Below are 24,031 nucleotides of genomic sequence, written 5' to 3'. Positions count from 1 at the left end.
CACCGCACGCGTCGGATGGGCGGGCACCGCACGCGTCGGATGGGCGGGCACCGCACGCGTCGGATGGGCGGGCACCGCACGCGTCGGATGGGCGGGCACCGCACGCGTCGGATGGGCGGTACCGCGCACGCTGGCTGGGCGGTACGGCGCACGCTCGAGGCGTACTCGGCGGCCGACGCTGAGCCCGTCTGCACGCCTCAGAAGGCGGAGATGTGCCGAACTCGCTCGCTACGACTCAGCGCGCTGATCAGCGCGGACTGGCCATTGCGCCGCACGGCCAAGCGGACCAGCAGGTCGCGTACGGGGTCGAAGACCTCGGCCGGGAACTCCGGTGTGGGTACGCCGATGCTCACCGCCAGGTCGTCGGAGTGGACCACGATCTCCAGCTGGCGGGTGAGCAGGAACTCGCTGCGCGGAAGGGCCCAGCCCTGCCACGGGATCGGCACGACCTCACCGGCGGCCCGTCGCGACAGTAGGTCGCCGACCTCCTTCAGCGCCTGGGCGGACCGGGCGTGCAGGTCGGCCGGCCCGCGTGCGGCGTCGGCCTCGTCGGGGCCGGAGGCGACCGAATCCTTGTCCGGGGAGCCCTCGGTGACCCAGGCGGCCCGCTGGTAATGGTTGTCGGCCGACTCCAACACCGGCAGGTCGGTCGGCATCGGCAGCAGCTCCGCCGCGCGTACCGCCTGACGCCCGAGGTGGCACGCCAGGCCACCCACGGACAGGTGTGGCAACGCGCTGGGGCTCGACCACTGCTCGGTCACCTCGGGGCGTCGGATCAGGTCCAGCGCGATCGAGGCAGCGATCGGAAACGCGGCATCCAGGGCATCGACAGGGCGAAACATTCGCACATTCTGGCAGGCCCGACCGACCCGCGCCGAGCTGCGCGGCCCCGGCCCGGCGGCGCGACACGCAGCGGCGCGGCACGCACGTCACAATGTGATCGACTCGGCCTTCAGGAAGTCGGGGGGTCCCCAGCCACGGGACACCCCGACTTCAAGAAAACCGAGTCGATCAACCGCAAGCAGCCAATGAGGGTCAGCGCAGGCCGGCGGCGGCGAGCAGGTTGCCCTCGGGGAGCGCCGGGAGCGCCCGACCTCGCGACATCCGCTGCTCGGCCCGCTCGGCGGTAAACGCGGCGTCGTGCTGGATGGCGGCGGCGTAGCTGCCGGCGGTGCGCTGGGCGATCGCGGCCCAGCCGTACTGGTCGTGGACCATCCGGCGGGCGCGTCGGGCCATGACGCGGGTGCGGTCGGCGTCCGACAGCAGCGCGTCCACGGCGTCGGTCAGGCTGTCCGGGTCGTGTGGACGGAAGGTCATCCCGGTGACGCCCGGTTCGACGATCTCGGCGAGGCCACCGGTGGCGGCGACGGCGAGGGGAGCGCCGGCCGCAGCGCCTTCCAGGGCGACCATGCCGAACGGCTCGTAGATGCTCGGCACGGCGAAGCAGTCGGACGCGGCCATCAGTGCCGGCAGGTCGGTGCCGCCCAGGAAGCCCGGCATGCTGACCATCCCGCCCAGGCCGCGGCGGTGCACCTCGGCCTCCAACTCGGCCCGGTACGGGCCGTCGCCGGCGATCACGGCACGCAGCCCGGGGTGCCGTTCGCGCAGTCGGGGCAGCGCGGCGATCAGGTGCTGCACGCCCTTCTCGTAGACGAGTCGGCCGGCGAAGGTGACCAGTGGGCCGTCCCCGGCGAACCGGGCGCGGGCGGCCGCCACCGCGCTCGCGGGCACCCGCCAGCGGTGCGGTTCCACCCCGTTGGCGACCACGTCGACCCGCCCGGCCGGTACGCCGAACAGCGCGTTCACCTCGTCACGCATGTAGCCGGAGCAGACGATCACCCGGTTGGACTCGCTGTTGAGCCACTGCTCGACGCCGTGGATGGTGCGGTTCATCTCCTCCGGCAGCCAGCCCTGGTGTCGACCGGCCTCGGTGGCGTGGATCGTGCTGACCAGCGGGATGTCCAGGTGGTCGCGCAACGTCATCGCGGTGTGCGCGACGAGCCAGTCGTGGGCGTGGATGACGTCGTAGGCGCCGGCCTGGGTGGCGCGCAGGGCGGTGCGGGTGAGGGTGTGGTTGAAGGCCATGGTCCAGGCCAACAGCGACTCGGTGGCGAGCGGGAAGGCCACCGGGTCCTCTGGGGCGCGCAGGATGCGCACGCCCTCGGCGTACTCCTCCAGGGGTGCGCCCTCGGAGTGGCGGGTGACGACGGTGACCTCATGCCCGGCGGCGGCGAGCGCCACCGACAACGCGTGCACGTGTCGACCGAGACCACCGACGAGCACCGGCGGGTACTCCCAGGACAGCATGAGGATGCGACGGGTCTGCGGGGGCACCCCGGGGCCGGGCTGCGCCGGCACGACCGCGCCGGGCTGCGCGGACAGGCCGGACTGCGCGGAAAGACCGGGCTGGGTCGAAAGCTGGGGCCGGGAGGTCACGGTGGGCCGGTGGGCCCGGTCCTTGGTGGCAGCGAGCTGCTCGTCGACCCGCAGGGTCGTCACATCAATCTCCGTCCATGCATGGTGGTACGCGCCGGCGGCAGTGGCGGCGGAGCGAGAGGTGTAAGGGTGGCTGAGGGCCTGGCGGGACGCGCGCGGGCGCTTGCCCCCGAACAAGGAAAGTGCATCCGGGCCAAGAACGCATCTCGAAAAGGGCCATCGTGACGGAGGACACCCGATCGGTGTAGCGCGCATCAGACAGGTGGTTTCCGGTCATCGCCTGGAAGGATGGATTGGCGTGCCCGGGGGCAGGGCAATACCCGCGCACATGACCGTGCTTTGAAGGAGCGACATGCAGGTCTGGCCGGGCGAGCGGTACCCCCTGGGCGCCACCTACGACGGGATGGGCACCAACTTCGCCATCTTCTCGGAGGTGGCCGAGCGGATCGAGCTGTGCCTCTTCGACGAGTGGGACACCGGCGCGGAGCGCCGCGTCGAGCTGCGCGAGGTCGACGCGTACGTGTGGCACGCGTACCTGCCGGGCATCGAGCCGGGCCAGCGGTACGGCTACCGGGTGCACGGCCCGTACGACCCGGCGTTCGGGCTGCGCTGCAATCCGCACAAGCTGCTGATCGACCCGTACGCCAAGGCCATCGACGGTGACGTCGAGTGGGACCCGGCGGTCTACGACTACGACCTGGCCGAGCCGGAGCGGATGTCGGAGACCGACTCGGCGCCGTTCATGCCGAAGTCGGTGGTGGTCAACCCGTACTTCGACTGGGGCAACGACAAGCCGCCGCGCACCCCTTACCACCACTCGGTGATCTACGAGGCGCACGTACGCGGGTTGACCATGCGCCACCCGGACATCCCGGAGGAGCTGCGCGGCACGTACGCGGGCATCGCCTCCCCACCGATGATCGACTACCTGACCCGGCTCGGGGTGACCGCGATCGAGCTGATGCCGGTGCACCAGTTCATCCACGACAACCGCCTCGTCGACCTGGGGCTGCGCAACTACTGGGGTTACAACACCATCGGCTTCTTCGCCCCGCACCACGGCTACTCGGCGCTGGGCCGGCTCGGCCAGCAGGTGCAGGAGTTCCGGGGCATGGTCAAGGCGCTGCACGCGGCCGGCATCGAGGTCATCCTCGACGTGGTCTACAACCACACCGCCGAGGGCAACCACCTCGGGCCGACGTTGAGCTTCAAGGGCGTGGACGCCCCGAGCTACTACCGGCTCAGCGAGGAGGACCGCCGCTACTTCGTCGACTACACCGGCACCGGCAACAGCCTCAACGTCCGCAGCCCGCACTCGCTGCAACTGATCATGGATTCGCTGCGCTACTGGGTGACCGAGATGCACGTCGACGGCTTCCGCTTCGACCTGGCAGCCACCCTGGCCCGGGAGTTCTACGAGGTGGACCGGCTGTCCACCTTCTTCGAGGTGGTGCAGCAGGACCCGGTGGTCAGTCGGGTGAAGCTGATCGCCGAGCCGTGGGACGTCGGCCCCGGCGGCTACCAGGTGGGCAACTTCCCGCCGCTGTGGACGGAGTGGAACGGCAAGTACCGCGACACCGTGCGGGACTTCTGGCGCGGTGAGCCGGCCACCCTGGCCGAGTTCGCCTCGCGCATCTCCGGTTCCGCCGACCTCTACCAGGACGACGGCCGTCGACCGTTCCACAGCATCAACTTCGTCACCGTGCACGACGGGTTCACCCTCAACGACCTGGTGTCCTACAACGACAAGCACAACGAGGCCAACGGCGAGGAGAACCGGGACGGCGAGAGTCACAACCGGTCCTGGAACTGCGGGGTCGAGGGCGACACCGACGACGAGGCGGTGCTCGCGCTGCGGGCCAAGCAGCGGCGCAACTTCCTGGCCACCCTGATGCTGTCGCAGGGCGTGCCGATGATCGGCCACGGCGACGAGTTGGGTCGCACCCAGCACGGCAACAACAACGTCTACTGCCAGGACAGCGAGCTGGCCTGGGTCGACTGGGACAACGCCGACGAGCAACTGCTGGACTTCGTCCGCACGCTCACCGCGTTCCGCAAACGGCACCAGGTGTTCCGCCGCCGCCGGTTCTTCACCGGCCTGCCGGTGGGCGGGCGCGGCATCGACGAGCCGCTACCCGACCTGGCCTGGTACACCCCGGACGGGCGGGAGATGACCGGCGAGGACTGGGGCAACGACTTCGGCCGCTCGGTGGCGCTCTTCGTCAACGGCGAGGGCATCCGCGAGCGCGGCCAGTACGGCCAGAAGCACCACGACGCGTCGTTCCTGCTCTGCTTCAACGCCCACGACGCGCCGCTGGACTTCACCATGCCGGGCAGCGAGTACGGCCAGAAGTGGGAACGGGTGATCAGCACGGCCGAACCCGAGCCGGGCGACGCCACGGTGATCAGCGCGGGCGGCACCATCCGGGTGCCGGACCGCTCCCTCGTCGTGCTGGAGAGGATGATCTGACATGCCGGCCACCCCTCCACAGGCCACCTACCGGATCCAGGTGCGCCCCGGCTTCGACCTGGACGCCACCGCCGCGATCGTCGACTACCTCGACGACCTCGGCGTCAGCCACCTCTACAGCTCCCCGCTGCTGACCGCCACACCCGGCTCCCCGCACGGCTACGACGTCGTCGACCACCGGGCCGTCAACCCGGAGTTGGGCGGGGAGGCCGCCCGGCAGCGGCTGCTGCGCGCGCTGCGCGACAAGCGGCTCGGGCTGGTCGTCGACATCGTGCCCAACCACGCCGGGGTCGCCGTCCCGGCCGCCAACCCACCCTGGTGGGACGTGCTGCGCCGGGGGCGCGACTCGGCGTACGCCGACTGGTTCGACATCGACTGGGACCGGGGCCGGCTGCTGCTGCCGGTGCTGGCCGACGACGAGGCCGCCCTGGACGACCTCAAGGTGGTCGACGGGGAGCTGCGCTACCACGAGCACCGCTTCCCGATCGCCGACGGCACCGGCGACGGCAGCGCAGTCGAGGTGCACGACCGGCAGCACTACGAGTTGGTCTCCTGGCGTCGCGGTGACGCCGAGCTGACGTACCGTCGGTTCTTCGCCATCGCGGGCCTGGCGGGCCTGCGGGTGGAGGACCCGGCGGTGTTCGCCGCCACCCACGAGCTGATCCTGCGCTGGGCCGCCGCCGGGGAGGTCGACGGCATCCGCGTCGACCACCCGGACGGTCTGCGCGACCCCGCCGGCTACCTGACCCGGCTGCGGGCCGCCGCGCCGCACGCCTGGCTGGTGGTGGAGAAGATCCTGGAGTACGGCGAGGAGCTGCCGGACTGGCCGGTGGACGGCACCACCGGCTACGACGCCCTGGCCGCGGTCAGCGGGCTCTTCGTCGACACCGACGCCGAGGGCGACTTCACCGCGCTGGACACCCGACTGGCCGGGCGGCACACCTCCTGGGAGGACCTGACCCACGCCACCAAACTGGCCGCCGCCACCCGGCTGCTCGCCGCCGAGCTGACCCGACTGGCCGCCCTCGCCCCCGAGGTGCCCACCGAGCAGGCCCGCGCGGCACTCGCCGAGCTGGCCGCCGCGTTTCCGGTCTACCGGGGCTACCCGCCGCACGGCGCCCGACACCTCGCCGCCGCCCGCTCCGAGGCCGGACGCCGCCGCCCCGACCTGGCCGGCGCCCTGGACGCGATCACCCGCCGGCTGCGCGACCCCGCCGACGAGCTGGGCATGAGGTTCCCGCAGCTCACTGGCGCGGTGATGGCCAAGGGCGTGGAGGACACCGCGTTCTACCGCTGGACCCGGTTCGTGGCCCTCAACGAGGTCGGCGGCAGCCCCGCCCACTTCGGGGTGCCACCGGCCGAGTTCCACCGCTTCGCCGCCGCCCGCCAGGTCCGCTGGCCGGCCAGCATGACCACCCTCTCCACCCACGACACCAAACGCGGCGAGGACGTCCGGGCCCGGCTCGCCGTGCTCAGCGAGCTGCCGGGCCGCTGGGCCGAGCAGGTCAAGACCTGGATGGCGTACGCGCCGCTGCCCGACCCGGCGTTCGCCCACCTGCTCTGGCAGACCGCCGTCGGCGCGTGGCCGATCGAACGGGAGCGGCTGCACGCGTACGTCGAGAAGGCCGCCCGGGAGGCGGGGGCCTCGACCAGTTGGGCGGACCCCGACGCGACCTTCGAGCAGGCGCTGCACGCCGTGGTCGACCGGATGTACGACGACCCGAGCCTGCACGACGAGCTGACCGAACTCGCCGCCGCGATCACCCCGGCCGGCTGGTGCAACGCGCTCGGGCAGAAGCTCGTGCAGCTCACCATGCCCGGGGTGCCGGACACCTACCAGGGCACCGAGCTGTGGGACAACTCCCTCGTCGACCCGGACAACCGCCGCCCGGTCGACTTCGACGTACGCCGAGAGCTGCTGGCACGCATCGACGGTGGCTGGCGTCCCCCGATCGACACCGACGGAGCGGCGAAGCTGCTCGTCGTGTCGCGGACCCTGCGGCTGCGGCGGGCGCACCCGGAGCTGTTCACCACCTACCGGCCGGTGCCGGCACACGGCCCGGTGGGCCGACACGTGGTGGCCTTCGACCGGGGCGGTGCGATCACCGTGGCCACCCGCCTGCCGCTGGGTTTGGCGCGTGCCGGCGGGTGGTGTGACACAGCCCTGTCACTTCCCGTTCACGAGATGAAGGACCTGTTCACCGGCCGGGTCTACAGTGGCGGGGAGACGTCGCTGGACACTCTTCTGGCCGACTATCCCGTCGCTCTGCTGGCTCCTCTCACCGCTGCCGAGGAGGCCGTTTCATGACCGAATTCTCCGTCTGGGCGCCGGACGCCAGCCAGGTGCGGCTGCGCCTGGCCGGCGACACCGACCACGAGATGCGCGCTGCCGCCGACGGCTGGTGGCGGGTCGAGGTGCCCGACGCGGGCCCCGGCACCGACTACTCCTTTCTGCTGAACGACGACGCAACCCCCCTGCCCGACCCCCGGTCACCGTGGCAACCTGCGGGAGTGCACGGGCCCAGCCGCCGCTACGACCATTCCGCCTTCGAGTGGTCCGACAGCGCGTGGACCGGCCGGCAACTGCCCGGCAGCATCCTCTACGAGCTGCACATCGGCACCTTCACCCCGGAAGGCACTTTCGACGCGGCCATCGACCGCCTCGACCACCTGGTCTCCCTCGGTGTCGACCTGATCGAGTTGCTCCCGGTCAACGCCTTCAACGGCGAACACAACTGGGGGTACGACGGCGTCTGCTGGTACGCCCCGCACGAGCCCTACGGCGGGCCCGACGGCCTGAAACGGTTCGTCGATGCCGCCCACGCCAAGGGGCTGGGGGTGATCCTCGACGTCGTCTACAACCATTTCGGGCCCTCCGGGGCCTACGCGCCGCGGTTTGGGCCCTACCTCGCCGAGCAGAGCAACAGTTGGGGCCGCTCGATCAACCTGGACGGCCCGCACTCCGACGAGGTACGCCGCTACATCATCGACAGCGTGCTCATGTGGCTGCGCGACTACCACGTCGACGGGCTGCGCCTGGATGCTGTGCACGCGCTGCCGGACACCCGGGCGGTGCCGCTGCTCGAAGAGCTGGCCATCGAGGTCGAGTCGCTGTCGACGCACCTGGGGCGGCCGTTGTCGCTGATCGCCGAATCGGACCTCAACGACCCGCGGCTGATCACCCCTCGGGAGGCGGGCGGCTTCGGGCTGCACGCCCAGTGGAACGACGACGCGCACCACGCGCTGCACACGTTGCTGACGGGTGAGCGGCAGGGATACTACGGCGACTTCGGCTCCCTGGAGACGCTGTCCGACGTGCTGACCGGCGGGTACTTCCACGCGGGCACCTGGTCGAGCTTCCGCAACCGGCACCATGGGCGGCCTCTGGATTCCCGCGTCCCTGGTCATCGGCTGGTGGCTTACCTGCAGAACCACGATCAGATTGGGAACCGGGCTACCGGGGACCGGATCTCGGCTTCGCTGTCGCCTGCGCTGCTGCGGGTGGGGGCCATGTTGCTGCTGACGGCGCCGTTCACTCCGATGCTGTTCATGGGGGAGGAGTGGGCGGCTTCCACGCCGTGGCAGTTCTTCACCTCGCACCCCGAGCCGGAGTTGGCCTCTGCGGTGCGGACCGGGCGGCGGCGGGAGTTCGCGGCGCACGGCTGGCCGGAAGGGGACGTGCCGGATCCGCAGGACCCGGAGACGTTCGTACGGTCCCGGTTGGACTGGGCGGAGCTGGACAAGCCTGAGCATGCTTCGATGTTGTCGTTTTACCAGCGGCTGATCGCCCTGCGGCGGTCGTGCCCTGACCTGTCGGATCCTCGGTTGAACGCTGTTTCGGTGCAGCACGGGGACCAGTTTTTGGTGATGCGGCGGGGGGAAACGCTGGTGGTGGCGAACCTGGCTGGGCGGGGGCAGGGAGTGTCGCTGCCTGGGGTGGCTCGGCGGGTGCTGCTGGCCACGGGGGAGGGGGTCACCGTCATGCGGGACCGGATCCAACTGCCGGCGGAGACTGCGGCGATCGTGGCGCTCTAATGCGTAACGGCAGCGGAGCGAGTCCGGAGAAATCGCGCGAGGTCCACTCATGGCAGAAGAGGTTGTTCACCGCTATAATCGAGCGCCGCGAATAGCGGCTTAGCAAATTCAAGGAATCCACCCCTCGGTGTCCTGAGTTTCTCTGCTGCCAATGCGGCCAAGGCCGCACGAGAATCATGCGGAGTCAGGTAAAAAAGAATTGCTAGAGCGCCGCTATGCAAAAAAGACTGTTCTCTGCCGCTGTACTGAAGCCACCGGTTGGCAAGGTCGATCGCCTGCTCCCGCTCGGCATCTCCTAAATTCCATTGGCCGACCAATGGGCACTCTTTCATTGCCCATGCACAGAAACGCGAAAATTCTAGCGTACGCGACTGCTTCCATTGCCGAAGCAGTGCGATTTGAAGAGAATTGACCTGAGCTTTGCCAAGCTTTACGCGCTGCGCTGCCCATGCCATTGCCCATACATACATAAATGCAGCATCTTGAGGTAAGTCCTCGGTGTCTACCAAGCGCGCTATGACCAGCTCTACTGACTGTGTCGACTCAATGCGGTCTTGATAGAGGAACTGCATCAGTGCTCCGGCGCCATAAAGTACGACTTCGCGCTCTTCGCTGTTCAGCATTTCTAATGCCCACACGTCGGGTGAGGGCGGAGGGCTGGTTGATTTTTCAAAGTCCAGGGCCGCGAATACGGCAATAGCCGAACCGAACGGGTCAAGCGGTTCTTCCGTGTTCATTAGACGGTCAATCGCAATCTCGCGCACTGCCGCATCATACCGCCCGCCGTATAACATGTGTGCCGGATCTTGGTTGGGGTGGAATTCGTCCTGTGCCAACAGGCAGGTGACGATTGCCTTCCGGGCGAGTTCTGGGGCGATTGATGCTTCATCTACAAGGCAGCTTAAGATGTTGCTGTAACGCGCTGAGCTGGCATCCCGCCCCCAAGAGCCGTCCAGGCTGCCTTCCGGCCTATCTTCGAAATTGGGCGACAAGAGCGCTTGGACGATTTCGGAAGCCCGCTTGCCGGCCAGGACTGCTGTCAATGCGACGACTTCGGACCAAGATTCACTATTTAGTCTTCCCCTCAGCACCTCGGCCGGGCTTCGATCTTGGAGTGCCTGTGGCAGCCAGCCGTTAACGATCGCGAGTGCTGCGAAGTATTCTTGAAATGTGAGGTGCTTAAATTCGTATGTCGGCTTCAGTTCGCCGTTTATCAGCTTATGGCCGCTAAGCGTGAGAAGGCTACTCCGCTCCTCGACGCGTGAAATGAAGTCGCCCACTGAAATGCGTGCATAGCCAAGCAGTTCAGGCATGCTGCGCCGCGCATCCGCAAAGTGTCTTCCGAGTTCCGTGGCAGTGACCGTAGTTGCGCCTTGGGTCATCATCAGGAACGCCGCGTAGGCAAGTTGAGGGATTGTCTCATCCTGATCGAGGGGCTCGTGACCCTCGACATTCCAAGTCATTAGTAGGACCTCGACCGCCTTTTGATAAAGTACCGTTCGCTTGCGCGGAAGCTGCCCGACCCATCGCTTGACCAGCAGCAACGTCGTCAGCATAAGTGGATTTACGGCAAGACGGCGAACTCTGTCAGTACTTATTATCGACTCTGAGAGTCGGCTTGCTTCATCCGCGACATCTCCCGTCCTCCCGATGACTTCAGCATGCCACGCGTAAGTCAAGCTATGAATTGCTTCGTCAGAGAGGTTGCGGACCCTATAAGCGTCGCAAACTGGTTGAACGGCGGCAGCGACTGCGCGGAACCCTGCCTCCCGTGAGGTCATTACTACAGTGCAGTTCGGGTAAGTGCCGATAAAGGTCCGGAGTTGAGCGACGAATGCGGCCCGGTCTCCCGTAGAGCTGATTTCGTCGAGTCCGTCAATCAGTAGGAGTAGCCGTCCAGCGATCAGCTCGTTAGAGATTAGAGCTTGGAAAGCATCTCCCGCATCGATCAACTCCGCCTGGGCTGCTTGTGCCGAAAGTAAGTTCACGATGGGCTGACGGACGCTGGTGCCGAGGGAGCGGCATCGCAACAGCATCGGGAACCAATCTTTATCGGGAAGTTCATCCGTGCTGGCAGGAAGCCTGTCATGGCTCGCGTATGCAACAGCTAGGCGCTTCAACATCGTCGTCTTCCCGGAGCCGGGCAGGCCGAGAATAGCGATTCGTGAACTTATGGTTACTACTTCACCGAGACTAAAATTCGTCGTATCATCTTGAGGTGCGTCCTCGTCGTCGTAACTTATGGCATCATCCTCATCCTCCGTGTACGCTTCCTCCTCGGTCATCACTTCAACAGGGCCATCGGTCCCGTGCAGTGATTCCTCCGGGTCGGACGCGGGTTCGGAGGAGAGTGGGGCGGGCGACAGTGTTAGAGGGACGTAGAGATTCTCTAACTTGAATTGACGAGAATGGACTTCTTGATCAGCCGGCATGCCCTCGAGGGTGATAGCACCAAACTCCTTCGTTATAAACTCAAGGTATTGCACGCGAAGCGTAGAAGCGTGAGCAGAGTCGGGAATCAGTTTCAGGTTGATCGGCGGAGCGAACGTCAAGTTGTCGTCCGAAGAAAGAATCAGTCCGAGTAGGTCATTGGCGATGTTTGCTGCAACCGGTGTTCCATCGGCGTGCACGAAGCATGTTGCTGCCTCTGTCCTGGACGCTGAAGTCAACCCAATCAGCCAAATCCAGCCACCCTCGTGTCCTACCAAGATGGCTGTCTCGTCTGATGCCATTCTCAAACCGATTTTGGCGGCCGTGGACTCTGCGATGCTCGCAGCTCGATCTGCAGATATCACAATTTTGCCCGCAGCGAGTTCCGCAATGACGGCCGGGCCGTCTAACATTACGAATCTCTGGCCGCCGCACTCAAGCTCCTGCTCCACGGCCGAAGATGTAAACCCCGAGAGCGACACGAAGTAGCCATGGATAGTCGAGTCGGGATTTTTTCGACGCTCCGCGTCCAAAACTCCCGCAAACTTGTTTGTATCGGCTCCGCCGATAGGTCGCGCGTGATTCTTGCATTCTGCCACCATCGTTCTTGCTTCGAATCGATGCTGGGCTATTAGATCGACTTCCCTGCCGGCCTTAGAGACGTTGGTGCGGCACTCGTCGTAACCCAGTGTAAAGAACAAGTCCTCGGCCAGGCGGGTTAGGACGTCTCCCTTGCTGTTGATGTCAGGAGCTACAACTCTGATCGTGGCCCTCATGCGCCCCTCCCGCGTCGTTCGGACGTCCCAGTCAATGCTCGCGGATCCGCGAGGTCATGTCACCCACCGGAGGCTGTCCACTTGATGTGTCGTCCCTCTGGGCCCGTGTGCTGCCCGGAGAAGCGTGGGAAGGGTGCTGGAAGGCCCACAGGGCGACTCGTTCCCCTGCTAGGTCCACTGCGAAGGAGATGGAGTGGGTAAGCGTGTTGGCTTCAGGCGGATTGGTCCGTCCCCTGTCTAGTAGTTGCGGACTGGGGGTAGTCTCACATGTCGATAATTTTGCTTATGTCTTATTAAGCGACAATTGTGGTAGAGCATGGGTCGCTATGGCAGGCAGATATTTCGCCTTGGTGCATCGCCGCCGGGAGAGGGTGGAACTGTCGAGCCGCTAGCCAGGTATACCGGAGCCTCTTGGCCGCGTGCGCGCGTCGCTGCATCAACTCGGGTAGCGACGTTTCCGGGAAGAAGCTGCTCGGCCTCTGGGCGCGAAAAAAAGGCGATGTCTTCCAACTCCCGCCCCTGGAGTGCGAAGCCGTCAAGGCTCGCAACGTACCCGCAGTCGAAAGTGAAGCTGATAATAGGGCGTGGTCGGGGCCCGGCGGGCGGTGCCCAGTCGATCACGAGAAGTTGGCCCACCCCCACATTGACACCCAACTCCTCTCGGATCTCGCGAGCACACGCGTCGTGTGGGTACTCGCCCTCGTCCACGTAGCCCCCAGGGAAGGTCCAGTACTCGCGGTATGTGGGTTTCACGAGCAGAACGTTGCCGTCTGGATCGGTGATGAAGGCGGCGGCAGCAGCGTAGAAGGAGGCCAAGTTCGCATACCATGTGGCAGGTTCCGTCCAGGTCACCTCCATGACGCTAGCGGACCTGTCTAGCCGTGCTCGCGCTCTAAGGAGGCGGCCGCGAGGGCATGAAGAACTTCGGCGACCTGGGATGATGTCTGCTTCGGGCTGAGAGCGGCGGTGAGTTCGCGGACGCGCTGCTGCACGCGTGCCGAGCGGATGCCGTCAGTTTGCCGGGCTAACCGCCGACTCCAATTGCAGGCGGCATCTGTCTCTCCCCCACGGGCATGAGTCAACGCGATTAGGGCGGTATGCAGGGCACGCGTCCGTAGGTTCTGGCTGTTGAGGGTGAGGGCGTCGGGGGCGTGTCGGAGGGCTGGCTTGTATAGACGTAGATCGCTCAGGCATCTCAGCGCAGCCCCGGCCAGATGGGCCGGGCTGAAGTAGCCAACCCACCGCGGGCCAGGGTCATCTCCCGTCCGGTCGAGAGCGTTCTCAGCCCTAATTAGGGCGATTTGGCAGGCGCGCCGCTCGCCTGACTGTGCATACGCGGTGGCGGCGGTTGCATGCAACCGAGCGATCACGGCTGCCGGTGCCTGGCCGGCCCCGTCAATGGCTGCCTCGGCGAGCCGGGCTGCCTCTCGGGCGTGCCCCAGAAACACGGCCTGGGTGGCCAGGTTGGCCAGCAGGTGAGCGCCGTAGAGGCGGTCGCCAGCGGCCTTGGCGAGTCGCAGACCGAGGGTCACGTGATGTTGTGCCGTGGCATGCTCGCCCGCGTCGTACGACATGTAGGCGAGTTGGCCGGAGAGCGTTGCCGCTGCACGCATGAGGTCGCGCCCCACGGCGTCGGTGTAGGTGCCGCGCAGCATGGGCGCGACCTGACGGACGAGGAAGTCGGCCATGACGGCGCGGGTATGCGGCGAGCCGCTGCCGTGCCGCCGGTCGAGGTCGGTGAAGTGGTCCGCGAGCGCGTACAGCGATTGAACGTCGGTGGAGGTGACCTGTTGCCGGCCGTTCCGGCTGGTCGACCCGTCGGGCAGGTCATACCGCCAGCCGAGTGCTGCCTCCATCGCTTTGCCGCTATCGAACGTCCCGCTGGCTTGTTGGTTGAGGTGCTTGGCCAGCCTCGTCCAGATTTGCTCGGCCTTGTCGATTGCCCCATCGATTGACGTGGGGTAAGCGCACTCTCCGATGCTCTCGGTTGCGCCGAACCCCAACTCCATCACGCCGACTGAGCGACCGAGCTTGCGGGCAAGTGTTTCAGCCATCGCGGCCTGTACGTGCTCACCAGGCCGGCGACCGCGCAACCACCAGTAGACGCTGGCAGCGTCGTAGCGCCAGGCGCCCTCGTTGCGGCCGGCGTGATTGAGCTGCCGAGCAAAGGCGGCGTGAGCATTACCGTAGCCAGCGGCAAGTAGCAGCCTCTCGAACGCTGCGTTCGTCACCGGTCGCGCCATGGTTCCGCCTCCAGGCATCAGCCAACTACCAACAGTCACGAGCCTATGGCTTGGATCGGTCCTATGGAGACCCGCGCAACCCTGCGCAACCCACGCCCTGAGCAGCGCAACCGAGCGCATCGCTTGCCATCTGGTCCGTCGACCGGCAGCCCGCTTCGCTGATCGCAGGGGTCCTGAGTGACGGCGAACTCTGAACGTCACGCCCCGGCCAGCGGAGGTGTCGATGCAGGGCGACGAGTTAGCAAACAAGGGCGAGCAGTCAGAGGCAGCCGAGCGAGAGGCTGCCAAGCAGCGTCTCCTGGCGCAGGCCGAGGCGGAGCGCGTACCCGTGGAGGACACGACCCGCGCGGTCCCGGACCGGCGGTGGCGGCGTGACCAGCGATGACCTCCCGATCGGCCGCCGCGTGGCCCGGTGGCGGGTGCGGCGGTCGATGACACAGCAGATGCTCGCCGACCGGCTGCGCAGGTCAAAGAGCTGGGTGGACAAGGTGGAGCGGGGCGTACGCACCCTGGACCGGTACTCGGTGATCCAGGAGCTGGCCCACGTCCTGCGGGTCGACCCGGAAGTGCTGCTCGGCCAGCCTCGGAGCATTCCGGCGGGGACGCCGGACGGGGTGGACGACATCCGGGCCGCGCTCGCCCGCTACGACACCCCGCAGGCCCCACCGGAGGCGGACGAGCTGAGAAGGCAGGTCGGGTACGCCTGGTTGAGCTACCAGCACGCGCACTACGGGCAGTTGGTGCGAGTTCTGCCGGGTCTGCTCGACGCCGTTCAGGGTGCGCGATCATCGGAGTTGCTGGTGCAGGCGTACCGGATCACCTCGTCGCTGCTGGTGAAGCTCGGCGAGGCCGACCTGGCCTGGCTGGCCGCCGACCGGGCGATGTCCACTGCCGCCGACGACCCGGTCCTGGCGGCAACGGCGGCCATCTCGGTCGCCGAGGCGCTGCGCGCGTCGGGCCGCGACCGCCTGGCCCTGGCCGCGACGCTCGCCGCCGCGAACCGCATCACCTCGGCTCCGCAGCGGTGCGCGGGGGAGTGGGCTGTGGGTGGGACGTTGCTGCTCCAGGCCGCCCTGGCCGCCGTCGGCTGCGGCGAGCACCGCCGCGCCGACGAGTCGATCGACCGGGCCGCGGGGATCGCCGCCGGGCTGAGGGGGTACGACGATCGGCACCACACCAGCTTCGGGGGGCCGATCGCCGTCGAGCTGGCGCGGGTGGTGGTGGCGACGCAACGGGGTGACGCCGACGAGGCGCTACGAAGGCACCCGACGGTGGTGCGGCGGGAGGCGTGGCGGCGGTTGCCGGCCGAGTACCGGGGCGCGTATCTGGTCGACGTCGCGCGGGCGTACCTCCAGGTGGGTGACCTGCGCGGCGCTGCCCGCGCGCTCGTCGACGCGGACAGTGTCGCGCCGGCTGAGGTCCGGTGCCGGCCGTTGGCGCGTACCGTGATCGCCGATGTCGCCCGCGCGCAGCCGGCGCCGGCCGGTGTGGCGCGACTGGCGACGCTTGTCGGCCTCACCCGCTGACCGGCCTACCCGCCGGTCGCGGATGGCCTCACCTCGTCGCCAGCACGCGTTGGCCGTTGGCGAGCCGGGCGCTCTTGGCCTGCTCGTAGCGTTCGATGTCGGCGGACCGGCTCGCGATCGTGCGCCGCTGGTGCTCCACCATCGCCGCTTGCCAGATCGTCACGAGATTCGTGCTGTCCTTGCACGCGACGTCGGCCACCGCGGTCCGGCGCTCCACGTCGCTGGGATGGTCGGTGCTCCACCTCGGGTCGTCGTTGGCCTGCCAGGGGTCGGCGTAGGCGAAGCCCTTACCGGCCATGCACGTCGACCAGGCCCGGAAGCCGGCCTGAACGCGCGCGTCCTGCTCTGCCTGTTGGCCGGCCCGCAGGGCCATGTCGTACAGGAACGTTTCGCCGACCGGCGGCGCGCCCTCGGCCAGGCGCCGGGTTGCCTCGCCGAGGCAGCCGCCCGCAGGGATCCGGCCACCGGCCGGCTCCGGTCCGCCGGCGCCGAACCGGGTGCCGCTGAGCGCCACCGCCGTCTTCTCCGGCGGCGGTGGGCCCTTGTCCTCAGCCGCGTCACCGCCGGGTGCGGCGTGGTAACCGAGGCGCTGCGCCTGGTCGTGCTCCACCAGGCCGTACAACCCGTCCCGGGTGGCAGCCGGGTCGGTGTGGTGCGGTTCCGGCGGCCGGTAGGAGATGCCGAGCCGGCGCATGCAGGACACGACAAGTTTCGCCTCGGCCCGCTGGAGAAGGAGGTCCTCGTCCCGGGACGGAAACAGTCGGTCCAACGGAAGGCTCATGGTCGCCACCGGTGATGGCCCTGCGGGCCGCTGCGCGGGGCCGCTCGGGTCACAGGCGGCCCCGGCGCCAACGGTCAGGCAGGCCAGCACCAGGGCAGCGAATTCCTTGCGGATCGTGGGCATGGAGACCTCGCTCAGGGTGGAGGGGCTCGCGTGGACCGCTACCTCACGGCCGACGCGAGCCCCTCGATGCGGTCCTACGGGCGGCAGCGGGTCTGCGGCTGGCCGGCCCAGACGAAGCAGAACGAGCTGAATCGGTCGTTCCAGTCCGCCCCGTTCTGGTCGCGGTCCAGCGTCAGGTTCAGGGCCTCGTCGGACTGGCCGCTGTTGGCCTTCTGACGCCAGAAGTAGAGGCCCCGGTAGTTCTCGTGCTCGAAGAGGCGGACCGCATTCACCGGGTCGTAGTTGCGCAGTGAGCTGACGTTGTCCTGGAGCGAGCAGTCCGAGGTGCAGGCAGCCACGAACGACCATTGCCGAAAGTCCGCAGTGGTCGAGAGGGTGTCGTAGCGACCGCCGCGCAGGTCGTTGTGCTGCCACATGCACAGTTCGCCGCTCTCGCATACGCCGTTGCGCGACGTCGCTGCCTGGGCCGGGCTGGCCACGGCCAGGAGCCCGCCGGCCGCCAGCGCCAACGCACCGAAGAACGCCAGGATTTGTCGCTTCATGAGTCTCCTTAGCTGGGGGATCTTTCCGCCGGAGCTGCGTGATTGTGCTGGTGGCACCGGTGTGGACGAGGTCAGTCAACCCTGGGGGTAGCGGCGCAGCCGAGACATTCGAACCAGTTCGAATCTCGACCCTGTCCGGCGATGCCCGGGCTGCCGCTGAGGGGCCGCCCGGGTCTGGTGAGGGGCGGCCAGGTGCGCCCGCGCGGGCGTGGTCGGTGGGCGGCCGTTGGCGCGTACCGTGATCGCCGACGTTGCCCGCGCGCAGCCGGCGCCGGCCGGCGTGGCGCGACTGGCGACGCTGGTCGGCCTCACCCGATGACCGGGGTGACTCGTCCGAACGACAAGCTGACCCCGCCCAGCGGCGGTACGGCGCGCAGGGACCACCCGTCAGAGTGGTCCCTCCGCTGGTTCGCAGGTGGCTAGACTTCAGGCTGGTAGTTCACCTGTGCTCTGCTGCGGCGGGCGCAGCCTCGGGAGGGTGTTCCCGCACCCTCTCGAGGGGCCGTCCCATCAGACGGCGCCTACTCGCAGAAGACCCGCACGGTGGCATCGGGTGAATCCACCTCCACGGTCACCTCGTCGAGGTGCTCCACGAGCGCCTCCAACTGCTCGGGCTTGAGCTGCGTCAGGTCGATCGGCACACCCGATTCGCTGAGTGAGACATTGGCCTTGACCAGGGCCTGCGGCGGGACCAGCGCCGCCAGCCGGACACCAGCCCGCAGCAGTTGCAGTGGCACCCGCACGTTGACCCGCGACGGCTCGCCGTTGTCGGTGGCGTCCACCATGACCCGCAGGTACTTCACCTTGCCCTTCGGCCGGGCGTCGTGACTCGCCGTTGCCGGTGCCTGGTCCCGGTCCAGTGCGGCGATGAGCTGCTCCGCCTCCTCGGCGGTGATCTTGCCGGCGGCAAGCATGTCGAGGATGTCCTTGCGTTGTTCGGCCATTCGGACCTCTCCTATCGGATAGCCACGAGCACGGCCGTGCGGCCCTGCTCGATGTCGAAGCGGGCGCCGGGCAGCGCGGAGATGACACGCCAAGTGGCGCCGAGTGCCCGCACCACACCGATGCGGAACACGACGCAGGCCACGATCGCCGCCAGCACGACCAGGACCACGACCGGGAAGAGCACGAGCGCCACGGGGAGCACCGGAACCCAGACGCGGATGGGCCGGCGGTCCGGGCGGTTGACCTTGACGGTCACCAACTGCGGCATCACGCCCGGCCGTCCAGCTCGGCCAACGCCTGCTGTGCGGTGATCTCACCGCGGCGCAGCCGGTCGATGATGTCGGCTCGCGACGGCGCCGGGTCGGTCTCGACGAAGTCGAGCAGCTGTGTGATCCGGTTGAGTCGTGACTTGATCGTCGGGTAGCTCACCCCGAAGATGCGTTCCATCTCCTTGATCGAACCGTGGCAGCGCACGAACGCCGTGACGAAAACCTGATCATCGATGTTGAGCTGGGCCAGTTGCGGTGGCTCGAACTCGCCCTCGATCGCGACGCCGTTGCTCGCCAGGCGCACCCGCTCGACGACGAACGGCTGCCCTCGCGTCAGGCTGGTCAACTCCTGCCAGTCCATCGCCTGTTCTGCCATACCTGAATTTGTAGCTCAGGAATCCTCAACTTCCAAGAGGTTGATCTTAATTTTCTTAAGATCAGCCGCGAGGGCCGTGGGCCGTGGGCCTGGGTGGGCCGTCGGTAGGCTGCCGGGATGGGCAGGTTCCTTGCGCTCGTCAACGGCGCGGCTGACGAGGTCGGCAAGGCCGAACTCACCGAACAGCAGCAGACCGAGTTCATCAACGCGTGGGCGTCGTGGGCGCAGGCCAACGAGAAGGCTCTCGTCGACCCCGGCGCGCCACTGAACGCGAAGAAGCTGGTCACGGCGCAGGGCGTCGAGGACTTCACCGACGCCCTGACCGGCTACACCATTGTGGAGGCGGCCTCCCACGACGAGGCTGTTCAGATCTTCTCCGGGCACCCGCACCTGAGGCTGTTCCCCGGAAACTCGATCGCGGTCCTGGAGTGCCCGCCGCCGCCCAGCTGACACTCGCGAGCCGGCCGGGAAGAGAAGGGCTCAGTCGAGCACCGACTCACCGCCCGGATAGGCGAACGACGCGCGCGGTGAGTAGAAACCCCAGACGATCTCCAGCGGGTTGGCTGGACGCAGCGCGTACACCGGGTGGTCGGGTTCGAGGAACTCCAGCGACTCGACAGCGAACGGGTCGACCGGCTCCGCCACGAACGGGTAGTTGCCGCTGAGCAGCTTGCCGTCCAGCCGGGTGAGGTAGCGCAGCTGACCCTGGTTGACGGCGTCGCCGGTGCGCCCGACACGGGCCGTCGTCCTGATCACGGGTACGCCGTCCGCCTCGGTGGTGGCGATCAGCCGGTGCCCGCGTACCTCGATGGTGGTCTGTCCCGGGGTCGCCGGCACGCCCCGGGCGGCGGCGTACGCCCGGACCACCGGGCTGGAATTGAAGTAGTGCGTCCACCAGCGACCGGGCGTGACACCGTCGGGGGCGTCCACCCCGGAGAGGTCCGGCCCGATGTACGTCAGGGAGTACGCGCCGAAGCCGGAGGTCTGCCCCGCGTCGTCGACGACGTACTGGTTCATGAAGACCTGGTGGTTCGGCGCTGGCCTGAGCCCGTCGGGGACCAGGGCGGCCACGGCGTCGGGGTCGGCCGGCAGCCAACCGAAGTAGATCATTCTGCTGTTGACGACGAGCTGCGGAGCGACGAGTTCGGTCACGAGGGGTCCTTCCGCTGGGCATCGATGCGTAGTCGCGACGCTACGGAGTCGCCCGACGCCCCGACAACGACGGATTGCCGACATGCGAGGGGATGGCTCGGTGTCGGGTGTCAGGTTGTCGCGATGCGGTCGAGGAGGAACCGCGCGGTGGCGTCGTCAGTGTCGGTTGGGCCTGCCGATCCTGCTCGCGGTGCGGATCGCCTGCTTCGCCGCGATCGGCTGGGGGCTGTTGGCGGGCCCACCAGGGCCTTCGTCGACCCTGACGGTTCGGGTAGCCTCCCGCCGGCCTCGCTCTGGCCGGGCCGCCGCCTCGCACCGGGGCGCGATCCACTCACCTTTCAGGATCGACTCGCCTTTACGGAAATCGGGGTGTCCCTGCTGCTCGGACACCCCGATTTCCAGGAAGCCGAGTCGATCAACCGCCGACTACGGGGCGAACCAGGTGACGGCCTGGTTGTTCGACGTCGTGTAGCAGGTGAACTGCATCATGTCGGCGCCGTTCGCCGTCGAGTTGCCCTCCACCGCCAGGCACTTGCCGGTGCTCCGGTTCTCCAACTGGTAGTAGTCAGAAGTCCCGGAGGTGAAGTTCAAGATCGGCAGCCACTGGTCGTTGAGGCGGGCGTCGCCGCACACCTGCGTGACGAGCTTCGCCCGCTCGGCGGACGAATCGCCGCGGACGGCCATGCACCGTCCGCCGGCGACGTCCTCCAACTCACCGGCGCCCTGTGGCGGGCCGCGACGGGCTCAGAGGAGCGCATGCTCGGGCTGATCCTCGACGGCCTCAGCACGCACCCGCGCTGACCGAGCGCCGGTGGCGCGGAGCCGATCCTTGGCCGTGCGGGACTGACGCGCGACTGCACGGCCAACCCCACCGAGGCGCACGAGCACTGCGCCACGGCCCAGCTCACCGAGGCAGGCGAACCACTGGTCCGCCGCGCCGCCCAGATCGGCACCCTGGCGCCGGACGTGACCATCACCGATCTGCTCACGCTGATCAGCCCCGAGCGCGCCTGATCCTGACCGTGATCATGGAGTTGTGGTGCCGGTTTGGGGGTAGGCCGCGGCTTTCGCGTCCCACCACAACTCCATGATCGACCGGCCAGGGTGGGTGGACGTCAGGGTGCGGCTGGTTGGGGTGCGGGGGTGAACGGGGCCAGGAGCAGCTCGGTGAGCCGCCGCTGGGCGTCCTCGTCGCCACGCAACCGCACCGCGCCCGATTCCACCGCCGCCGCCATCGTGATCTCGTGGCCGCAGACGGCCCGAAGGGTGTCGATGTCAGTGGTGAGCGCCGCATCGGCCTCGGACGCCCTGCCGCGCCGAAGCTGCACCGCGCCGTCGGCGACCTCGGCTAGGTACGTGTCCGCGTCGATGTGGAACTCGTAGCTGCCGGCGAGGTCGGGGGTGCGCGCCGGATCGAAGGCCGCCTTGATGCTGAGCAGCAGGGAGTCGATGCCGAGACTGCCGTCGGGCAGTTGGGGGGACTGGCTTCCCCAGCGCCCGAACTGCAGCAGGATCGGCTCCAGGGCGCGGCCCCAGTCGGTGAGCTCGTACAGGTGCACCCGCGTCGGCGGGCCCAGGTCCCGCCGCCGCACCACGCCGTGTTCGGTCAACTGGCGCAACCGCTGGCTCAGCACGTTGGGGCTGACCCCGGGCAGGCCGCCGAGCAGGTCGTTGAAGCGCCGGGGGCCGAGCAGCAGGTCGCGTACCACCAGCAGCGCCCACCGCTCACCGATGATGTCCAGTCCACGCGCGACACCGCACGGGTCTCCGTAACTACGCATGCCGCTCATGGCATCCACACTACCCGGATCCTAATTTAGGAGTATCACTTGTTCTGTAGGAGTTGAACCCCTAGCGTGGGTCCCATGAACCTGCCACCGCAAGGTGACGTGAAGCTGCTGGACACCCCGTTGGCGCAGCGGCTGCTCGCCACCTGCCCGGTGGCGCGCCTCGCGTACACCAGCCGGGACGGGACGCCGCGGCTGATCCCGGTGAACTTCCTCTGGACCGGCGACGAGCTGGTCGTCGGCGCGTTCGCCGGCACCTACAAGATCCGTGACCTGAGCGCCCGGCCGGACGTGGCGGTTTGCATCGACACCGCGGACGGGCTTCCGGAGGTGCTCATGCTGCGCGGGAAGGTCACCCTCGCCGAGGTGGAGGGCGTCCTACCGGAGTACGCCACGATTCAGCGCGCGGGGATGGGTGACGACATGGGCAACGCCTACCTCGCCGCGATCGACACACCGGGCCTGCGGATGGTCCGGATCGGCCTGCGCCCCACCTGGGTCGGAGTCGTCGACTTCCAGGACCGGTTCCCCGGCCGGACACCGGAACCGGTCCGAGCCGCGCTCGGGGGCGGCCAGTAACCAGCACGCCGAGGGCCCGGATCCCCGGGCTCACCGCACCATGACGGAGGACGACGTTGCGCAAGATTGTCGTGTCGATGTGGACCACCCTGGACGGATTCGTCGCCGGCCCCGACGACGAGATGGACTGGCTGCTGATCGACGACCACCTGCAGAAGTACGAGCGGGACCTGGTGGACAACGCCGGCAGCCTGATGCTGGGCCGGGTCACGCACGCCGACTTCGCCGGCCACTGGCCGCTGGTCGCCCAGGACCCCGACCAGCCGGACGAGGTACGAGGGTATGCCCAGCGGCTCGATGCGCTGGAGAAGATCGTCGTCTCCGCCTCGGGGAACACCGCGACCTGGGGTGACAGCCGCAGGCTCACCCACCTCGACCCCGAAGAGATCACCCAGCTCAAAGGTGAGCCCGGCGGCGACATCGTCGTCTACGGCAGCCTCACCCTGATCCGGTCCCTGGCCGACCTTCGGCTCATCGACGAGCTGCACCTCCTGGTGCATCCCGTGTTCCTGCGCCAGGGCAAGGCGCTGTTCGGCGGTGACCGACCGCCGGCACGACTGGAACTGGTGTCCGCCGAACCCTTCGCCTCCGGGGTCGTCCTGCTGAAGTACCGCCCCGCCTAGGGCGTCAGAGCTGGGCGACGACCACCCGGGTGGCCTCGGCGATGAGGGCGTCGTCCGGGGTGGCGTCCTTCGTGTCCCGGGTGGACAGCACCGCGAGCACGATGGGGGCCCGATCGGGCGGCCAGATCACCGCGATGTCGTTGCGGGTGCCGTACCCTCCGGTCCCGGTCTTGTCCCCGACCACCCAGCCGGCCGGCACCCCGGCGCGGACCAGCGCCGCGCCGGTGGTGTTGCCCCGCAGCCAACCGCGCAGCACGTCACGGTCCGCGGGCGTCAAGGCTTCCCCCACGGTGTACGCCCGGAGGTCGCCGGCCAGGGCCCGCGCGGTGCTGGTGTCCCGCCTGTCGCCCGGCGTCGCCTCGTTCAGCGCCGTCTCGTAGCGGGCGGGGTCGGTGGCCGTGTCGCCGAGCGCGCGCAGCCTCGACTCGAACCCGGCCGGCCCGCCGAGATGACGCAGCAGCAGGTTGCCGGCCGTGTTGTCGCTGTAGCGCACGGCGGCGTCGGCGAGGGCACGCAAGCTCATGCCCTCGCCGACGTGCTTCTCGGTGACAGGGGAGCGGGCCACCAGCTCCTGCGCCGAGTACCGCACGATCCGATCGAGCTGGGCGTCGGTGGTCCCGTCCAGCACCTCGGCGGCGGCGAACGCCTTCCACGTCGAGGCGTACGCGAACCGGTCGTCGGCGCGGTATTCGACAGTGCGGCCGCTGCCCGTGTCCACGGCGAAGATCCCCAACCGCGCCCCGAACTGCTGCTCCAACTGCCGGAACTCCTGATCGGCGGCCGGTGATGGCGACGGCGACGGGGGGAGCGACACCTGCGGGCTCGGTGTCGGGCGTGCCTCGGTGGCGTCGCCGGTGCTGCACCCCGTCGACCAGATCAGGGTCGACGCCGCAACCACCACGCTCGCCAGACGTCGGACAGAGACCACCACGTGTCGT

The 24,031-nt window shown here is 68.1% G+C and carries 21 protein-coding genes; 7 read left to right on the top strand and 14 right to left on the bottom strand.

The window, feature by feature from the left end:
- Window positions 1-197: 197 nt before the first annotated feature.
- Window positions 198-842, bottom strand: coding sequence for a maleylpyruvate isomerase N-terminal domain-containing protein (locus ACIBF8_RS20095; RefSeq protein ID WP_396784725.1), 645 nt, complete (start codon window positions 840-842; stop codon window positions 198-200).
- A 193-nt stretch (window positions 843-1,035) separates the two neighbouring features.
- The gene (locus ACIBF8_RS20090) at window positions 1,036-2,499 is read right to left on the bottom strand and encodes a glycosyltransferase family 4 protein (RefSeq protein WP_396784723.1); all 1,464 of its coding nucleotides are present in this window, start codon (window positions 2,497-2,499) and stop codon (window positions 1,036-1,038) included.
- A 289-nt stretch (window positions 2,500-2,788) separates the two neighbouring features.
- Between ACIBF8_RS20090 and glgX the strand changes: the two genes are divergently transcribed.
- The 3 genes from glgX to treZ are packed head-to-tail and all read left to right on the top strand — an operon-like array spanning window position 2,789 to window position 8,941.
- Complete coding sequence (glgX, locus tag ACIBF8_RS20085; RefSeq protein WP_396784721.1) at window positions 2,789-4,906, top strand: glycogen debranching protein GlgX; 2,118 nt, start codon at window positions 2,789-2,791, stop codon at window positions 4,904-4,906.
- Window position 4,907: 1 nt separating this feature from the next.
- Entirely contained in the window at window positions 4,908-7,214 is a 2,307-nt protein-coding gene (gene treY / locus ACIBF8_RS20080; RefSeq protein ID WP_396784720.1) for a malto-oligosyltrehalose synthase, read from the top strand.
- Window positions 7,211-8,941, top strand: coding sequence for a malto-oligosyltrehalose trehalohydrolase (treZ, locus tag ACIBF8_RS20075; RefSeq protein ID WP_396784718.1), 1,731 nt, complete (start codon window positions 7,211-7,213; stop codon window positions 8,939-8,941). Before treY ends, treZ begins: the two co-directional genes overlap by 4 nt.
- Before the next feature lie 47 nt (window positions 8,942-8,988).
- Here treZ and ACIBF8_RS20070 read toward each other — a convergent pair whose 3' ends face one another.
- From ACIBF8_RS20070 to ACIBF8_RS20060, 3 genes are all read right to left on the bottom strand, one after another.
- Window positions 8,989-12,147, bottom strand: a complete 3,159-nt coding sequence (locus ACIBF8_RS20070) for an NACHT domain-containing protein (protein ID WP_396784717.1) — start codon at window positions 12,145-12,147, stop codon at window positions 8,989-8,991.
- Between the two features lie 324 nt (window positions 12,148-12,471).
- Window positions 12,472-13,005 carry an NUDIX domain-containing protein gene (locus tag ACIBF8_RS20065; RefSeq protein WP_396784716.1) on the bottom strand — a complete coding sequence of 178 codons (534 nt, stop codon included), beginning with the start codon at window positions 13,003-13,005 and terminating at the stop codon, window positions 12,472-12,474.
- Between the two features lie 17 nt (window positions 13,006-13,022).
- Window positions 13,023-14,390: a hypothetical protein gene (locus tag ACIBF8_RS20060; protein WP_396784715.1), complete on the bottom strand. Its 1,368-nt coding sequence runs from the start codon at window positions 14,388-14,390 to the stop codon at window positions 13,023-13,025.
- Window positions 14,391-14,761: 371 nt separating this feature from the next.
- Between ACIBF8_RS20060 and ACIBF8_RS20055 the strand changes: the two genes are divergently transcribed.
- On the top strand, window positions 14,762-15,916 hold the full coding sequence (locus tag ACIBF8_RS20055; protein WP_396784714.1) for a helix-turn-helix domain-containing protein: 1,155 nt from the start codon (window positions 14,762-14,764) through the stop codon (window positions 15,914-15,916).
- Between the two features lie 28 nt (window positions 15,917-15,944).
- On the opposite strand, the gene ACIBF8_RS20050 is transcribed toward ACIBF8_RS20055, so the two are convergent.
- The 5 genes from ACIBF8_RS20050 to ACIBF8_RS20030 form a co-directional block, all read right to left on the bottom strand.
- On the bottom strand, window positions 15,945-16,820 hold the full coding sequence (locus ACIBF8_RS20050) for a hypothetical protein (RefSeq protein ID WP_396784713.1): 876 nt from the start codon (window positions 16,818-16,820) through the stop codon (window positions 15,945-15,947).
- 74 nt (window positions 16,821-16,894) lie between these two features.
- Complete coding sequence (locus ACIBF8_RS20045; protein WP_396784712.1) at window positions 16,895-17,362, bottom strand: peptidase inhibitor family I36 protein; 468 nt, start codon at window positions 17,360-17,362, stop codon at window positions 16,895-16,897.
- A gap of 521 nt (window positions 17,363-17,883) precedes the next feature.
- On the bottom strand, window positions 17,884-18,306 hold the full coding sequence (locus ACIBF8_RS20040; RefSeq protein ID WP_396784710.1) for an SHOCT-like domain-containing protein: 423 nt from the start codon (window positions 18,304-18,306) through the stop codon (window positions 17,884-17,886).
- An 11-nt stretch (window positions 18,307-18,317) separates the two neighbouring features.
- Window positions 18,318-18,575 (bottom strand): hypothetical protein, encoded by a 258-nt coding sequence (locus tag ACIBF8_RS20035; RefSeq protein ID WP_396784709.1) that lies wholly within the window; start codon window positions 18,573-18,575, stop codon window positions 18,318-18,320.
- On the bottom strand, window positions 18,575-18,952 hold the full coding sequence (locus ACIBF8_RS20030) for a DUF2089 domain-containing protein (protein WP_396784708.1): 378 nt from the start codon (window positions 18,950-18,952) through the stop codon (window positions 18,575-18,577). Before ACIBF8_RS20030 ends, ACIBF8_RS20035 begins: the two co-directional genes overlap by 1 nt.
- 117 nt (window positions 18,953-19,069) lie before the next feature.
- On the opposite strand from ACIBF8_RS20030, the gene ACIBF8_RS20025 reads away from it, so the two are divergent.
- Complete coding sequence (locus ACIBF8_RS20025; RefSeq protein WP_396784707.1) at window positions 19,070-19,402, top strand: hypothetical protein; 333 nt, start codon at window positions 19,070-19,072, stop codon at window positions 19,400-19,402.
- Window positions 19,403-19,432: 30 nt separating this feature from the next.
- Here ACIBF8_RS20025 and ACIBF8_RS20020 read toward each other — a convergent pair whose 3' ends face one another.
- The 3 genes from ACIBF8_RS20020 to ACIBF8_RS20010 form a co-directional block, all read right to left on the bottom strand.
- Window positions 19,433-20,104: a hypothetical protein gene (locus ACIBF8_RS20020; RefSeq protein ID WP_396784706.1), complete on the bottom strand. Its 672-nt coding sequence runs from the start codon at window positions 20,102-20,104 to the stop codon at window positions 19,433-19,435.
- Between the two features lie 426 nt (window positions 20,105-20,530).
- A complete protein-coding gene (locus tag ACIBF8_RS20015) occupies window positions 20,531-20,788 on the bottom strand; it encodes an RICIN domain-containing protein (RefSeq protein WP_396784705.1) in 258 nt (85 codons plus the stop codon).
- A gap of 431 nt (window positions 20,789-21,219) precedes the next feature.
- A complete protein-coding gene (locus ACIBF8_RS20010; RefSeq protein ID WP_396784704.1) occupies window positions 21,220-21,885 on the bottom strand; it encodes a winged helix-turn-helix transcriptional regulator in 666 nt (221 codons plus the stop codon).
- 84 nt (window positions 21,886-21,969) lie between these two features.
- Here ACIBF8_RS20010 and ACIBF8_RS20005 point away from each other — a divergent pair, with 84 nt between their 5' ends.
- Both ACIBF8_RS20005 and ACIBF8_RS20000 read left to right on the top strand, forming a co-directional pair.
- Window positions 21,970-22,470 (top strand): pyridoxamine 5'-phosphate oxidase family protein, encoded by a 501-nt coding sequence (locus ACIBF8_RS20005; RefSeq protein WP_396784702.1) that lies wholly within the window; start codon window positions 21,970-21,972, stop codon window positions 22,468-22,470.
- A gap of 56 nt (window positions 22,471-22,526) precedes the next feature.
- Window positions 22,527-23,093 carry a dihydrofolate reductase family protein gene (locus tag ACIBF8_RS20000; protein WP_396784701.1) on the top strand — a complete coding sequence of 189 codons (567 nt, stop codon included), beginning with the start codon at window positions 22,527-22,529 and terminating at the stop codon, window positions 23,091-23,093.
- Between the two features lie 4 nt (window positions 23,094-23,097).
- On the opposite strand, the gene bla is transcribed toward ACIBF8_RS20000, so the two are convergent.
- Window positions 23,098-24,024 carry a class A beta-lactamase gene (bla, locus tag ACIBF8_RS19995; protein WP_396784700.1) on the bottom strand — a complete coding sequence of 309 codons (927 nt, stop codon included), beginning with the start codon at window positions 24,022-24,024 and terminating at the stop codon, window positions 23,098-23,100.
- Window positions 24,025-24,031 lie beyond the last annotated feature (7 nt).

The organism is Micromonospora sp. NPDC050276, assembly GCF_044459545.1.
Taxonomy (GTDB): domain Bacteria; phylum Actinomycetota; class Actinomycetes; order Mycobacteriales; family Micromonosporaceae; genus Micromonospora.
Note: the sequence above shows the minus strand (reverse complement) of the source record. Positions and strands in the feature narration are given on the sequence as shown.

What these genes read in the sequence shown, in the direction of transcription:
- ACIBF8_RS20025 (WP_396784707.1), top strand. Translation starts at nt 19,070, where the DNA reads ATGGGCAGGTTCCTTGCGCTCGTCAACGGCGCGGCTGACGAGGTCGGC.
- treZ (WP_396784718.1), top strand. Translation starts at nt 7,211, where the DNA reads ATGACCGAATTCTCCGTCTGGGCGCCGGACGCCAGCCAGGTGCGGCTG.
- ACIBF8_RS20060 (WP_396784715.1), bottom strand. Translation starts at nt 14,390, where the DNA reads ATGGCGCGACCGGTGACGAACGCAGCGTTCGAGAGGCTGCTACTTGCC.
- ACIBF8_RS20010 (WP_396784704.1), bottom strand. Translation starts at nt 21,885, where the DNA reads ATGCGTAGTTACGGAGACCCGTGCGGTGTCGCGCGTGGACTGGACATC.
- ACIBF8_RS20040 (WP_396784710.1), bottom strand. Translation starts at nt 18,306, where the DNA reads ATGGCCGAACAACGCAAGGACATCCTCGACATGCTTGCCGCCGGCAAG.
- ACIBF8_RS20095 (WP_396784725.1), bottom strand. Translation starts at nt 842, where the DNA reads ATGTTTCGCCCTGTCGATGCCCTGGATGCCGCGTTTCCGATCGCTGCC.
- ACIBF8_RS20070 (WP_396784717.1), bottom strand. Translation starts at nt 12,147, where the DNA reads ATGAGGGCCACGATCAGAGTTGTAGCTCCTGACATCAACAGCAAGGGA.
- ACIBF8_RS20015 (WP_396784705.1), bottom strand. Translation starts at nt 20,788, where the DNA reads ATGGCCGTCCGCGGCGATTCGTCCGCCGAGCGGGCGAAGCTCGTCACG.
- ACIBF8_RS20005 (WP_396784702.1), top strand. Translation starts at nt 21,970, where the DNA reads ATGAACCTGCCACCGCAAGGTGACGTGAAGCTGCTGGACACCCCGTTG.
- ACIBF8_RS20030 (WP_396784708.1), bottom strand. Translation starts at nt 18,952, where the DNA reads ATGGCAGAACAGGCGATGGACTGGCAGGAGTTGACCAGCCTGACGCGA.
- ACIBF8_RS20065 (WP_396784716.1), bottom strand. Translation starts at nt 13,005, where the DNA reads ATGGAGGTGACCTGGACGGAACCTGCCACATGGTATGCGAACTTGGCC.
- treY (WP_396784720.1), top strand. Translation starts at nt 4,908, where the DNA reads ATGCCGGCCACCCCTCCACAGGCCACCTACCGGATCCAGGTGCGCCCC.
- ACIBF8_RS20050 (WP_396784713.1), bottom strand. Translation starts at nt 16,820, where the DNA reads ATGCCCACGATCCGCAAGGAATTCGCTGCCCTGGTGCTGGCCTGCCTG.
- glgX (WP_396784721.1), top strand. Translation starts at nt 2,789, where the DNA reads ATGCAGGTCTGGCCGGGCGAGCGGTACCCCCTGGGCGCCACCTACGAC.
- ACIBF8_RS20045 (WP_396784712.1), bottom strand. Translation starts at nt 17,362, where the DNA reads ATGAAGCGACAAATCCTGGCGTTCTTCGGTGCGTTGGCGCTGGCGGCC.
- ACIBF8_RS20035 (WP_396784709.1), bottom strand. Translation starts at nt 18,575, where the DNA reads ATGCCGCAGTTGGTGACCGTCAAGGTCAACCGCCCGGACCGCCGGCCC.